Source organism: Maricaulis salignorans (assembly GCF_900103475.1).
GTDB lineage: Bacteria > Pseudomonadota > Alphaproteobacteria > Caulobacterales > Maricaulaceae > Maricaulis > Maricaulis salignorans.
Window position 1 is genome coordinate 34,683 of the sequence record NZ_FNHG01000013.1, and the last position, 13,428, is coordinate 48,110.

At 63.9% G+C, this 13,428-nt stretch carries 10 protein-coding genes and 1 tRNA gene; 5 read left to right on the forward strand and 6 right to left on the reverse strand.

Annotated features, from left to right (window positions below; translation table 11 throughout):
• Window positions 1–33: 33 nt before the first annotated feature.
• Window positions 34–2,250 (reverse strand): TonB-dependent siderophore receptor, encoded by a 2,217-nt coding sequence (locus BLT42_RS10625; RefSeq protein ID WP_091770579.1) that lies wholly within the window; start codon window positions 2,248–2,250, stop codon window positions 34–36.
• Window positions 2,251–2,427: 177 nt separating this feature from the next.
• Complete coding sequence (locus BLT42_RS10630; protein ID WP_091770581.1) at window positions 2,428–3,051, reverse strand: DNA-3-methyladenine glycosylase family protein; 624 nt, start codon at window positions 3,049–3,051, stop codon at window positions 2,428–2,430.
• 57 nt (window positions 3,052–3,108) lie between these two features.
• On the opposite strand from BLT42_RS10630, the gene BLT42_RS10635 reads away from it, so the two are divergent.
• From BLT42_RS10635 to BLT42_RS10645, 3 genes are all read left to right on the forward strand, one after another.
• Window positions 3,109–3,561 (forward strand): DUF2946 family protein, encoded by a 453-nt coding sequence (locus BLT42_RS10635; protein WP_143024111.1) that lies wholly within the window; start codon window positions 3,109–3,111, stop codon window positions 3,559–3,561.
• A gap of 63 nt (window positions 3,562–3,624) precedes the next feature.
• A complete protein-coding gene (locus tag BLT42_RS10640; RefSeq protein WP_091770584.1) occupies window positions 3,625–5,721 on the forward strand; it encodes a TonB-dependent receptor in 2,097 nt (698 codons plus the stop codon).
• Between the two features lie 336 nt (window positions 5,722–6,057).
• The gene (locus tag BLT42_RS10645; protein WP_091770586.1) at window positions 6,058–7,545 is read left to right on the forward strand and encodes a methyl-accepting chemotaxis protein; all 1,488 of its coding nucleotides are present in this window, start codon (window positions 6,058–6,060) and stop codon (window positions 7,543–7,545) included.
• 36 nt (window positions 7,546–7,581) lie between these two features.
• On the opposite strand, the gene BLT42_RS10650 is transcribed toward BLT42_RS10645, so the two are convergent.
• The 4 genes from BLT42_RS10650 to BLT42_RS10665 all read right to left on the reverse strand — a co-directional run bounded on the left by BLT42_RS10650 (window position 7,582) and on the right by BLT42_RS10665 (window position 12,188).
• The gene (locus tag BLT42_RS10650; RefSeq protein WP_176780333.1) at window positions 7,582–8,718 is read right to left on the reverse strand and encodes a site-2 protease family protein; all 1,137 of its coding nucleotides are present in this window, start codon (window positions 8,716–8,718) and stop codon (window positions 7,582–7,584) included.
• A gap of 525 nt (window positions 8,719–9,243) precedes the next feature.
• Window positions 9,244–9,329 (reverse strand) — tRNA-Leu (locus BLT42_RS10655).
• Window positions 9,330–9,478: 149 nt separating this feature from the next.
• Complete coding sequence (locus tag BLT42_RS10660) at window positions 9,479–11,275, reverse strand: vWA domain-containing protein (RefSeq protein ID WP_091770681.1); 1,797 nt, start codon at window positions 11,273–11,275, stop codon at window positions 9,479–9,481.
• Between the two features lie 130 nt (window positions 11,276–11,405).
• Window positions 11,406–12,188 (reverse strand): competence/damage-inducible protein A, encoded by a 783-nt coding sequence (locus tag BLT42_RS10665; protein ID WP_091770590.1) that lies wholly within the window; start codon window positions 12,186–12,188, stop codon window positions 11,406–11,408.
• Window positions 12,189–12,252: 64 nt separating this feature from the next.
• On the opposite strand from BLT42_RS10665, the gene sfsA reads away from it, so the two are divergent.
• Window positions 12,253–12,957, forward strand: coding sequence for a DNA/RNA nuclease SfsA (gene sfsA, locus BLT42_RS10670; RefSeq protein WP_091770593.1), 705 nt, complete (start codon window positions 12,253–12,255; stop codon window positions 12,955–12,957).
• Complete coding sequence (locus tag BLT42_RS10675; RefSeq protein WP_091770595.1) at window positions 12,957–13,421, forward strand: acyl-CoA thioesterase; 465 nt, start codon at window positions 12,957–12,959, stop codon at window positions 13,419–13,421. The genes sfsA and BLT42_RS10675 overlap by 1 nt, the downstream gene beginning before the upstream one ends.
• Window positions 13,422–13,428: the final 7 nt, after the last annotated feature.

A 13,428-nucleotide genomic window follows, 5' to 3' on the forward strand; every position in this document is an offset into this window, starting at 1 on the left:
CGCCAGCGATGGGAAAATGTCGAACCCATAACGCTACCAACGATATTGCAGGCGCAAATTCACCGTGCGCCCGGATCCGTAATAACAGGACGCCACCGAGCCGCAGGTCGCCACATTGGTCTCGTTGGCGAGGTTACGGGCATTGATGGACAAGACGAGGTTATTCCAGTCCGGCCGCGCCGCGCCCAGATCATAGCGCACCATCGCATCGAACAAATGATAGTCCGGTATCACCAGTGTATTGGTGCTGTTGCCGTAGGATTCGCCGACATAGCGTGCCCCGCCACCGAGGCCGATCCCGTTGAGCGGACCGTGCTCGAAGCGGTAATCGAAGAAAAGCGAGGCCATAGCTTCCGGCACGCCCGGCAGGGCATTGCCCAGTTCGGCCGGCGTATTGGTCTGGGTGATTTCAGCCTCGGTGAGGGTCGCGGTGGCAATGACGGCGAGGCCGAAAGGCAGGGTCGCCCGCGCCTCCGCTTCCAATCCGGAGATCACCCCTTCGCCGGTCTGTACCTGACAGGAACGCCCACCACACAGATGCGCGGGATCGGGATCGATCGTCGTGACGTTCTGCTGGGTGATCTCATAGGCCGACAAGGTCATGAAAACGTTCGATCCCACCGGCTGGTAGCGTAGACCCACTTCGTATTGCTGGCCTGTCGTCGGATCAAAGGGCGTACCGTCGAAATAATTGCCCGCCGAGGGGAGGAAGGATTCCGAATAGCTGGCATAGGGCGCCAGGCCATTGTCGAACAGGTAGACACCGCCCGCCTGCCAGGTCAGCGCCTCGGCCTCGGTGATGCGCAGCGTGTCATTGAGCAGGTCGTAGGTCTCGTCCTCGGCCCAATCCTGCCGGGCGCCCAGGGCGAAGCGCCAATTGCCCGCAGCGATCTGGTCCTGGATATAAATGCCGGACTGTTCGGAGACGGCCTCGGTATAGATTTGAGGGTTGAGATTATCGGCAAAGCTCGCCGAGCCGCGAGATTGCGGATTATAGATATCATACAGCGGCAAGACTTCGGCGCCCGCCACCAGGTCGCGATAATGCTCCCACTCGGTGCGGAAATAGTCGAATCCTCCCAGCAGAGTGTGTTCGACCGCACCGGTGGAGAAGCGATATTCCAACTGATTGTCGACCGCCCAGCCATCGGTTTCGCCCTGGCCCTGTACGGCGCGGCGATTGATCGTCTGACCGGGGATGCACATCGGGTCGCCACCGCACACGGTCACCGTATCACCGGCCAGCACCACAACGCGGTAGAGCGATTCAATATGGGTGTAGCGCAGATTGACGCTATAGCGCAGGGCGTTCGAAAAGCGGTGTTCCAGGAAACCGGCAGCGAGATACTGGGTCCGGTCAAACTGGTTCCAGTCCGGCTCTCCGAGATAGGCGTCCAGTTCGATATGGCGGCCATTGCTCTCATACAATGTGCCGGTGGCGGGCAGGAATTGATAGGTCGAGCCACCTTCATCGCGCTGATACTGTGCGAGCAGGGTCAGCGAGGTGTCCGGCGTGATGTCCCAGTTGAGACTGGGCGAGAGGTAGAGACGGTTATTGGCCGTCTCGTCGATCTGGGTGTCGCCATCGCGATAGAGGCCCACCAGGCGGTACTGGAAATCATCACCCGCGCCGGCAATCGGCCCGCCGATATCGCCGGCGATCTGATGCTGCCAGTGGTTCAGCCCGGTAAAGCCGGCTGTCTGCAGCATGATCTCGCCCATTGGCCGGTCGGTCGGCCGTTTGGAGACCAAATTGACGATACCGCCCGGAGCAACCTGGCCATAGAGCACGCTGGACGGGCCCTTGAGGACCTCGACCTGCTGCAGGCCGAAGGGATCAAAAGCGGGACGCGTCCACTGCCCGCCCGTGGGCAGGCGCAGGCCATCGACAAAATTGTTATTCGAGGAAAAGCCCCCGGCTCCAAAGCCTCGAACCGAGACCTCGTCAACGCGGCTGTCAATGCCTGACGCCTCGGCCTGGATGCCGGCCGAATAGGACAGCGCCTCGGCCACTGTGTGCACGCCTCGAATATCCATTTCCTCGCGCGTTATCAGCGAGATTGATTGCGGCGTCTCAATCAGCGGCGCGTCGCTTTTGGTGCTCGAAAACGCCTGCGACAGGCCCGTGGCCGTCACCACAATCACATCGACGCCGTCATCCTGTGGCGTATCCGCCGGGCTCTGCCCGATAGCCTGGCCGGAAAACATGAACGGCAAGGCGCTTGCGAAAGCCAAATAGCGAAAATTCATAACTGGTGTCCCCACACGCTGGCGAGCCAACCCGGCTCGGCTGGCGCTTCTTGAAAGTGTGGGATTTGGTAATGAGAATCATTCGCAGATGCAAACTCTAAATGCGAACAATTCTCATCTGCATCAAAATGTCGCATTTTCCGGGATTTGGCGGAGATGCTTCGCGCTGCCGCGGGCTTATTTGACCGCCTGCCCGTCCGGCGGTGCGTCGGCATGGGCCCACATGTAGAGCGCCAGCCAGGAACGCCAGGGCTTGAAACGTTCGGCAGAGCGCACCGTCTTGCGGCGCTTTGAGGTCAGGCGTTCCAGCGTCTTGCGCGCGGCGACATCGCCATCGGGCCAGATGTCGGGCTCGCCGAAATAGAACATATTCATCATGTCGGCCGTCCACTGGCCAACGCCCCAGATCGCGGTCAGCCGGGCCGTGCGCTCGGCAATGCTCATCGCGCGCAACTCGTCGGTATCAAGCCCGACTTCCCTGTGGGTCTCGGCGATGGTGATGATGGTTTTCGTCTTGGCACCCGACAGGCCGCAGGCGCGCAGGAGGTCCGCGTTGCCGGCGACGAAATGGTCGAGCAGCGGCGTGCCGTCAGCGCTGTCCTCGACACGTTTCCAGATACTCTGCGCCGCCTTGACCGAGATCTGCTGGCCGGAGATGGCGCGGCACAGATAGTGCGGGAATGACTGGCTGTCGCGGCGTGGAAATTCCAGCGGCCCGAGCCGGATGAGCGCCGCCTCAAGCGCGGGCGAAAGATCGCCGGCGGCAGTGACGAGGTGGTGGTGCACGGCGTGGTGGGTCATGGCGGCCACGCTAGCGTGGCGGGCGCAGGCGCGAAAGCCCGATGACGCGTTTGTCGCATGGCAGCGCCGGGATCACCATGCTACCCGGCAACCATGCTGACGATGCTGCGCCAGGGCCGGACATTGTGGGCGCAAGGGATTCTCGCCCTTGCGCTGCTGGCCGCTGGCATCCAGGCCAGCCTGCCCCAGGGCTTCATGCTCGACCGCGACGGCGCCTCGGGCGCGATTTCCGTCGTCTTCTGTACCGGTCATGGCGCCGAACAACGCTGGATCGACCTGGCGACCGGTGAGACCCGGACCGGCAGCGATCTGCCCCGCGACGATGCCGGCACGGGCCAGCCTTGCGCCTTTGCCAGCGCCAGCGCAGCCATTGGCGCCCTGCCGCAAACGCCATCCATCCTGGTGCCGCCCCTGCCCCTCATCCGGGTGGCCGAGTCGGCTGACACGATTGCCCCGGCTGCCTATCGCCGTCCCGGACCGCCTGTCCGGGCTCCGCCTGCACGTCTCTGAGTTTCCAAACCCTTCAGATTGACCGTCAGAAGGCGGCCCGCGCGGGCCGCCGCGGAGCTTTTCATGTCACCTATCCTCCTGAACTCGGCGAGCGCGCTCGCCCTGTCCTGCCTGTGCGCCATGCCGGCACTCGCCCAGGACGCCTCTCCCCTCACCGACATCATCACCGTCTCGGGCCATCAGCTCGACACCGGGCGGGTTGACCGGCTTGACCCGGCCACCCTGCCGCCGTCCGGACCGGATGCCGCGGTCCTGATCGCCCGCCTGCCCGGCGCCGCTGCGCTCGGCAATGGCGCGCTGTCCAGCCAGGTCCAGTACCGGGGCCTGTCCGGCGGGCGCATCAATTTGCGCATTGACGGCCAGAGCTTTGACTCCGGCGGCCCCAATCTGATGGACCCGCCGCTGCACTATGCCCCGATCGCCCTGATCGAGCGGATCGAGGTCGACCGCAGCGTCAGCCCGGTGCGCAGCGGCCCGGGTCTCGCCGGCGGCGTGAACACGGTCTTCAAACAGGTCGGGTTCGCCGAGACGGAGCAGTGGCAACCCCGCTATGAGCTGACCCTTGCCGGCCGGACCGCCGACGACAGCCGCTCGATTGGCGGCGTGGTCGGGATCGCCAATGACCAGATCCGCGTCCAGCTGCTCGGCTCGAGCGAGACCGGTGATGATATCCGCTGGCCGGGCGGCACGATTGGCGGTTCGGCCCATGACCGTCTCGTCTACGGCGCCGGACTGGGCTTTCGCACCGGCGTGCATGAGTTCAGTCTCGACCTGAGGCGTCAGGAAACCAATGCGACCGGCAACCCGCCCTTCGCCATGGATATCCGCTATTTCGACACCGATTTCGCCCGTATCGGCTATCGCGGTGACTGGGATGGCGTGCAGGTCAGTGCGCATCTCGCCTCGGCCGAGATCGCGCATGCCATGAATAATTTCGACCTGCGGCCCGCGCCGGTGATGCCCGCAATGTATCGCGAATCCCTGGCGACGGCGCAGACCGTGTCCGGCGGCGGCGATGCAGTCTTCGCCGCACCGGGTGGCTCACTGCGCCTCGGCTTCGACGGCGAACAGGCCGAACACGACCTCGCCATCACAAATCCGAATAATGCCGGCTTCGTGCTCAATTCCCTGTCCGGCATCACCCTGGAGCGCACCGGCGCCTTCGCCGAGTGGACCGGCGCTGTCGGCGGCTGGGAGGCCGAGCTGGGTCTGCGCGCCGACCGGCACAGGGCAGAGGCGGGCCCGGCCTCGGTTGGCTCGGCCGTGCCCGCCATGCCGGGCATGCTGGCGATGGCCTTCAATGCGACGGACCGGCGCCTGGACGACACCACGCTCGACGCCGTCGCGCGCCTCTGGCGTCCGGTCAGCGCGACCACAACCCTGCGCCTCACCTTCGCCCGCAAGACCCGCGCGCCGGGCTATGTCGAACGCTTTGCCTGGCTGCCGACCGAGGCCTCGGGCGGACTGGCTGACGGCAATACCTATGTCGGCAACCCGGAACTGGTGCCGGAAACCGCCTGGATCGCCGAGGCGGGTCTGGACTGGGCCTCAGGCTCTGCCTATGCCCGGCCGACCCTGTTCTATCGCTCGGTCGATGATTTCATCCAGGGCGTGCCGTATGACACCACGCCAGGCGTGATCGACACACCGGTCGAGATGGTCTCGGCCATGAATGGCGATCCAACACCGCTTCGCTTCGCCAATGCCGATGCGCGGCTGTACGGGCTCGACCTCGATTTCGGCTACCGCTTCAATGCCGCCTGGCATCTCGACGGCACCGCGTCCTGGGTGCGCGGCGAACGGCGCGATATCGACGATAATCTCTACCGCATCGCCCCGCCCAGCCTGCGGCTCGGCCTGACCCGCGATGCAGCCGTCGGGTCGGTCACGCTGGAGAGCGTCGCCGTGGCGCGGCAGAACGAGGTCTCGCTGAGCAATTCGGAAGCGGAGACGCCCGGCTTCGTGCTGGTCAATCTGTATGCCAGCTGGACAGTTCGCGACGGGGTCAGCCTGTCGGCCGGGGTCGAGAACCTGTTCGACCAGACCTATCGCCAGCATCTGGGCGGCTATAACCGCAATGCCGGATCCGATGTCGGCCTGGGCGAACGCCTGCCGGGCAGCGGCCGGTCGCTGGGCTTGCGGCTGAGCCTGCAAGGCTGAGACAGACCGCGCGTCAGAGCGGACCGCCAGCACCAACAAGCTGGCGGTCCACCGCGCGATCAAGGGTAATATTCCCGGTCGGAAACAGGCAGACCCGGGACCGCAGGGCCTCCACCCAGCCCCGCACCCGGCTCAACTTCAACTGATGGGTGTAATGGCAATTCGGCATACACGCCGGGCGCGAGGCGTGGCGTTAATACTCCCTACGGGTGTTTTTGCGAGCTATTATAATAGATTACGGGAAACAATCGGCCTCGAATGAAGCATTCCGTTAACCATGATGGATGCTTACTTTGCCCCAATTGCCCGGAACCGGGCCTCGTCGGGGAACGCAAAATGAAATCCTTTCTGAAGCTTGGCGGCGGCGATGCCCGCGCCACACTCGAAGCACTGGGCCGGTCGCTGGCCATCATCGAGTTCAAACCAGACGGCACCATTCTCACCGCCAATGCCAATTTTCTCGACGCCATGGGATATGGCCTCGCGGAGATCGCCGGCCGGCATCACAGTCTGTTTGTCGACCCGGCGGAGCGGGAATCCGACGCCTACCGCCAGTTCTGGGCCAAGCTGGGAAAAGGTGAGTTCAACGCCGCCGAATTCAGGCGTGTCGCCAAGGGCGGCAGGGAAATCTGGATCCAGGCCAGCTATAATCCCATCCTCGACGGGTCGGGAAATGTCTGCAAGGTCGTCAAATTCGCCACCGACATCACCCAGCAAAAGCTCAACGCGGCCCATGCCCAGGGGCAGATCGACGCGATCCATAGCTCCCAGGCGGTGATCGAATTCGAACTCGATGGCACCGTTCTGACCGCCAATGAAAACTTCCTCGGCGCGCTCGGCTATCGTCTCGATGAGATCGCCGGCAAGCATCATTCGATGTTTGTCCCGGTCAGCGAGCGTGACAGCGACGCCTATCGCAAATTCTGGGACGAGCTGCGCGCCGGCCAGTTCCAGTCCGCCGAATTCCTGCGCATCGGCAAGGGCGGCCGCGAAGTGTGGATCCAGGCGACCTATAATCCGATCCGCGACATGAATGGCAATATCTACCGCGTCATCAAGTTTGCTACCGACATCACCGCGCAGGTCGAGTTGCGCCACCAACGGGCCGCGGCGCAGAAAAGCATTGATACCGACCTCGATGGCATTGCGGTCAGCGTTACGCAAACCGCCGGCCAGGCGACCACGGTGTCATCCACGTCGGAACAAACCTCCGCTGCCGTCCAGTCCATCGCGGCCGGGATCGAGGAAATGGCCGCTTCGGCCAATGAGATCGGCAGCCAGCTGGTTCGTGCCACCGAGATCACACGCAATGCCGTCAACATGGCCACGCAAACCAGCGATGTCATGGGCGGCCTGGCGGAGTCAGCGGCCCGCATCAATGAAGTCATATCCCTGATCAATGACATCTCGGAGCAGACTAATCTGCTCGCCCTCAACGCCACGATCGAAGCGGCCCGCGCCGGTGAAGCGGGCAAGGGGTTTGCGGTAGTCGCCTCGGAAGTGAAAGGCCTGGCCAATCAGACCGCCAAGGCCACTGACGGGATCGCCAGCCAGATCGCCCATGTCCAGAAAGCGACCAATGACGCGGTCGACGCCATCGCCTCGATCAGCAAGACCATCGCCGAGATCGACGAAGTCGCGTCCTCGGTGGCCAGCGCCGTCGAGGAGCAATCCTGCGTCACCCGGGAAATCTCCGGCAATATGCAGGAAGTCGCGGCCGGCGTTGATGCGATTACCTCGGGGATCCGCGAAATCGCCAATGCCAGCCAGAGCATCGACACGGCAACCAAGAATGTGCGCCAGGCCTCGCAGGCCATGGGCTGAAACCAGGCCCGGCGCAGCGGTCATCAGCGCCGGGCATCAGCCCAGCCGGGCATCGGCAAACAGATTGCGCAGGCGCGCATATTCCAGCAAGTCCACCATCGACAGCGTACCGGCAAAGCGCTCGCCATCGAGCAGATAAACGCGCAGCAAATGATGCTTTTGCATCTGGGCGAAGGCACGGTCAGCGCCGGCCCGGGCGGGCAGGATATCATTCACCCCCGGCTTGATCGCGATGGCCGACAAGCGGGTTGTGGCGCGCGCCTCGAGCGGCACAGCCTGCGCCTCAGCCAGGCCGGCCCGGCCGACCAGCCGCTCACCATCGGTGACGGCAAACCAGTCACGGTGATGACGGACCAGCTTTTCGGCGATGAAATCGGCCACCGTCATCCCGGCATCGGCGGTTTCAATGTCCGGCGTCACCAGATCGATCGCCGCGATATCGCCGAGCGCAAGACGCGTCTCCAGCTCGACGCGCGAGGATTTTGCCGCGCCACGCAGGAAGAAGCCGATCAACACCCACCACAGACCGGCCAGCGAGCCGGTGGAAATCAGCACATAGATACCGGCGAGAATGAAGAAGACCGCGAAGCCCTCCCCGGCCAGACTGGCCCAGCGCGTCGCCTTGCGCCGGTCACCGCCCAGCAGCCAGATTAGGGCCCGCAGCACGCGGCCACCATCGAGCGGAAAGGCCGGCAGCATGTTGAACAGGCCGAGCAGCAGATTGATCAGTCCGAGATAGGCCAGCACCATCGCCAGCGGGGCCTGCGGGCCGCCCGCCAGATCGAGCATGGCCAGCTGGCTGAAGACGAGCGCAAGAAACAGGCTCATCAAGGGCCCGGCGAGCGCCATGACCAGCTCGATCATCGGCGATTTCGGCTCCTCCTCCAGCTCGGCGGCGCCGCCAAACATGAATAGGGTGACGCGATTGATCGGCATGCCGAGGGCGCGACCGACAAAGGTGTGGGCGAGTTCATGGGCGATAATCGAAAACGTCAGTCCGAACACGCCCAATATGGCCATGAAGACATAGGTCGAAGTCCCCAGCGCGGCGTTCTGATCGGGAAAAAAACCAACGGCCAGCGACCAGCCGACCAGCAGAGCCAGAAACAGCCAGGACGGTTCAGCGCGAACCACCACACCGCCGATTTTGAACGAGAAGAGATAGGGGCGCATGGCAGGAACCTTTGAGTGAAGCGGCACAGTGCACCAGTGCGCGGCGGGCCTCAAGGCGGGTGGGCGCGAGCGGCCCGATTCACGGGCGCGGCGCTTCGTCGCCCCGGGTGCGGCATCGCCACTCCATGAGAAGACCTCATATTGAGGCCTGCCCGGCCGTAGCCGAGGGCTGGAGCGCAGCCCTCCTGCGCCAAGGCTTCGGACGGCACCTCTTCGCCCCAGGTGCGCGCTGCGGGTGGCCTGCCACCCGAAGCCCGCAGGGCGGACAAAAGCAGGCATGCGGCGAAAAGAAAAAGAGCTTGGGTTTGATGTCGAGCGCGGCCCTCCTTCGCCCCAGGTGCGCGCTGCGGGTGGCCTGCCACCCGAAGCCCGCAGGGCGGGCATGAGCAAACTTGCGGCGAAAAGAAAAGAGCTTGGGTTTGATCTCGAGCGCGGCCCGCCTGCGCCAAAGGCTTCGGAGGGCACCTCTTCGCCCCAGGTGCGCGCTGCGGGTGGCCTGCCACCCGAAGCCCGCAGGGCGAAGGGTGGTGCGGGCGGCCGGACTCGAACCGGCACGATCTTTCAATCGACAGATTTTAAGTCTGTTGCGTCTACCATTCCGCCACGCCCGCACGGCGCCGAAGCGCGATCCTACACGCGCTTTCCCGGGAGGCCAGCGGGCAATTCACCGGCTTGCGCACCCGCGATCATCGGCGCGAAAGAAGAGAGCCGCACCCATCGGGCACGGCTCGCTTTTATCGGGTCTGCCAGCTCAGGCGGGTCAATTCACCTTCTGGCCATCGGCATTGGCGGCGTAGCGCGCGATGCGGACCAGTTCGAGGAATTCATCGCGATGGCCGTATTCATCCGGCCCCAGCGCTTCGCTGGCCTGGTCGAGAATCTCGTCATAGCCATAACCCTCCCGGATATAGGGATCACCGCGCAGCATTTGCGCAAAGCCGGCCACTTCGATCGAGAAGCGCGTTTCACTATCAGCCGCAGCAAAGTCGGCGACGGCATCTGCCGTTGTGATCGGTTGCTCGATCAGACGGCTTTCATCCTCGCCCGGCTGTTTATAGCGCACGCGCAACAGGCCGTATTCCGACGAGATATCCCCCGGCGCCGGCGGCGCAGCGCCATAGCGCAGCGGCTCGAGCAGGGCGCCTTCCGATCCCGGTGCCGCGATCTCGTAAATGGCGGTCACGGCATGGCCGGACCCGACCTCACCGGCATCGACCGCATCATTGTTGAAATCGGCCCGTTCCAGCATGCGGGTTTCATAGCCGATCAGACGGTATTCAGCGATGCGCGCCGGATTGAACTCGACCTGGATCTTGACGTCATTGGCGATCGGAAACAGCGCGCTCGAACTTTCCTCGACCAGCATGCGCCGGGCTTCGCTGCGGCTGTCGATATAGGCCGCTGTACCATTGCCGGCCTGGGCGATGGTCTGCATCATCTGATCATTATAATTGCCGCGGCCAAACCCCATCACGGACAGGTAAATGCCGCTGGAGCGCTTGCGCGCGACAAAGTCTTCCAGCCGCTCATCCTGGGTGACCCCGACATTGAAATCGCCATCGGTCAGAAGCATGACGCGATTGACGGCGTCCGCGTCGAAATTGCGCTCGGCCAGGTCATAGGCCAGCGCCAGGCCGGCACCGCCAGCGGTCGAACCGCCGGCCTGCAAACGGTCGAGCGCCTCGTGGATCTGACGCGAATCGCGGGCCCGGGTCGGCTCGAGCACCGCCCCGGCCGCGCCGGCATAGACGACGATGGCAACCGTGTCGTCGGGATCGAGTTCGTCGACCAGCAAATGCATCGCCTGCACGGCCAGCGGCAGTTTGTCAGGCGAAGTCATCGAGCCGGAGACATCAATCAGGAAGACAAGATTGGAGCGCGGCCGTTCCTCGGCCACCATCTCATAGCCCTGCACCGAGACATGCATCAGCTGGGTCTGCGCATTCCACGGATTGGGGGTAACCTGCACCCGGGTCGCAAACGGTTCATCGAGACTGTCCGGCAGCGCGTAGTCATAATCGAAATAATTCACCATCTCCTCAACCCGCACAGCGTCCTGCGGTGGCAGGGTGCAGTCATTGAGATAGTCGCGCACGACAGCATAACTGGCCGTGTCGACATCGATGGAAAAGGTCGAGACCGGGTCGTCGACCGTCGCGTGCACGGTGTTGAGTTCGGCATGCTCATAACGCTCGCGGTCGACCTGGCCCACACGTGGACCGACCGGCAGTGGCGCATAGCCCAGCATGTTCCGCTCTTGCGGCGCAGCGAGCATGGCCGTCCGGTCCATCGAAGCGGGCGGCGGCGGCGGTGGTGGCGGCGGGACAGCCTGCGTCGGTGCTTCTGCCCGCACCGCGCCAGCGATCCTCGTACCGGTTACGACAATCTCATCCAATTCATTGCCCCCGCGACCGCGATTGCGGCAAGCGGCGGGTATGGCACCAAGTTGTTCCTGCTTGGCGGCCTCGTCCTGGGCCAGCGCCATCGGTGCCGACTGTATCGAGGTGGCGGCCACCAGCGCCGCGAGCGCGGTGCCCATCTTCAGATTCCGTGTCATGCCTGTCTCCCCTTCCCGTTCCCAGCTGCAGCATTTGCAGCCACGATTTGAACCGTGCGATGGCGAGATCGGGGCCATCTCAAGGCGTTCTCGTTCATCCTGGCGCCAGCCGGCGGCGCGGCCATGCGCCTCAATCCTGCGGGTCGATCCGTCCGGCAAAGCCCAGACCGGCAACGAGGTCCGCGATTTCACGGATGACGGCGTCAAGCACGCGCTCATCAGTGGCGCGGGCAACGAGATGCGTGCCGCGTTTCACCTCGCCATCCTGGACTTCGAGGAAATAGGGATAGCTGCCGATCGAGACCTGCGGGTAGCGGCTCTGCATCTCGCCGAGCGGAATGGCGATATCGCCCTCGCGCAGATTGTCAGCCTTGACCGAGCGCGAACGCGTCACCGCACCGCCATGCAGGCGGTGGGCGACGTCTTCGAGCATGCCGCGGGTGATGGAGGGCACGCCGGCCATCACGAAGACATTGCCGATCTGGAAACCGGGAGCACCGGTCACCGGATTGATGATCAGCGAGGCGCCCTCGGGAATGCGCGCCATGCGCTTGCGGCTCTCGGTCAGCGGTGTCTGGGTCCTGGCATACCAGTGCTCGATCACCTCAAGCGCATCGGCACGGACATCGATCGGCACGCCGAAGGCTGCGGCGATGCTGTCGGCGGTGATGTCGTCATGGGTCGGGCCGATGCCGCCTGTGGTGAAGACATAATCGGTGCGGGCGCGCAGCGCATTGACGGTGTCCGCGATCACACCGGCATCATCAGGGATGGTACGGCATTCCACGACATTGATCCCCAGCGGTGCCAGGAATTGCGCAATCTGGATGAGGTTCTTGTCCTGGGTCCGGCCCGAGAGGACCTCATCACCGATCAACACCACCGCCGCTGTCACGCCAGACGTCTTGCCCATGAGATTGCCCCTCGTTTCCCTGTTCGCCTCGGGTATAGGTGGCACAACAGGAGAATGCCAAGCGATGAAATTTGCCACACCGCTGATCGAGGGCCGACTGGTCTCGCGCTACAAGCGCTTCTTCGCCGATGTCGAACTGCCCGGCGGCGACGTCGTGACGGCGCATTGCGCCAATACCGGTGCCATGGCCGGGATCAAGGATGCCGGCCTCAAGGTCTGGCTGTCGCGGGCCGACAATCCCAAACGCAAACTCAAATTCACCTGGGAGATCGTCGAGGCCCAGGACACCCTGATCGGCACCCTGCCCGGCCGCGCCAATGAACTGGCCGAAGAAGCGGTGCATGGCGGCATTCTCACCGAGCTTGGCGGCTATGCCTCGCTGCGGCGCGAAGTGAAATATGGCGATAATTCCCGCATCGACCTCCTGCTGGAACACGAGGACCGTCCGCCCTGCTGGGTCGAGGTCAAGAATGTTCACTGGATGCGTCAGCCCGGCCTGGCTGAATTTCCCGACGGCGTCACCAGCCGCGGCACCAAGCATCTCGGCGAATTGTCAGCGAAGGCACGCGCCGGCGAGCGCGCCGTCCAGCTCTTCATCGTCCAGCGCAGCGATTGCACCCGTCTGCGCCCGGCCGACGATACCGACCCGGTCTATGGCGAAGCCCTGCGCGCAGCTCATGCGGCCGGGGTCGAGATCCTCGCCTATCGCTGTGAAGTGACGCCGGCTGGAATCGCGATTACCCATCCGATGAGCGTGGAGCTGAGTTGATGAGCGATTTCAAGTGGGACTTGCCCGCCCCTTACGTGCACCGCATCCAGGTCGTGGCCACCGATATCGATGATTTCGGCCATGCCAATAATGCCCGCTATCTGGAATGGGCCGATGCCGCCGCCTGGACACACTGGGCCTCGAAGGGGTTTTCCCGCGAGGTCTGCGAGCGGGATGATCGCGGCATCGCCATCATCCGCACCGAAGCCGATTATCTCGGCCATGTCCGCGAGGGTGACGCGCTCGATTGTGCCGTCTGGATCTCGAAATCGGATGGCCGGCTACGCGCCGAGCGGCGCTATCAATTCGTCCGTCCCAGCGACGGGGTGACGGTGTTTCGCGCTCTCACGAAAGTCGTCTGCTTCCAGCTTTCCACCGGCAAGCCGGCGCGGATGACGGAGATCTTCAAGTCGCACTATTCGGTGCTGCCGTCTGTGGCCGCGGCGCTGGCGGCGCAGGACTAAGCCGGTG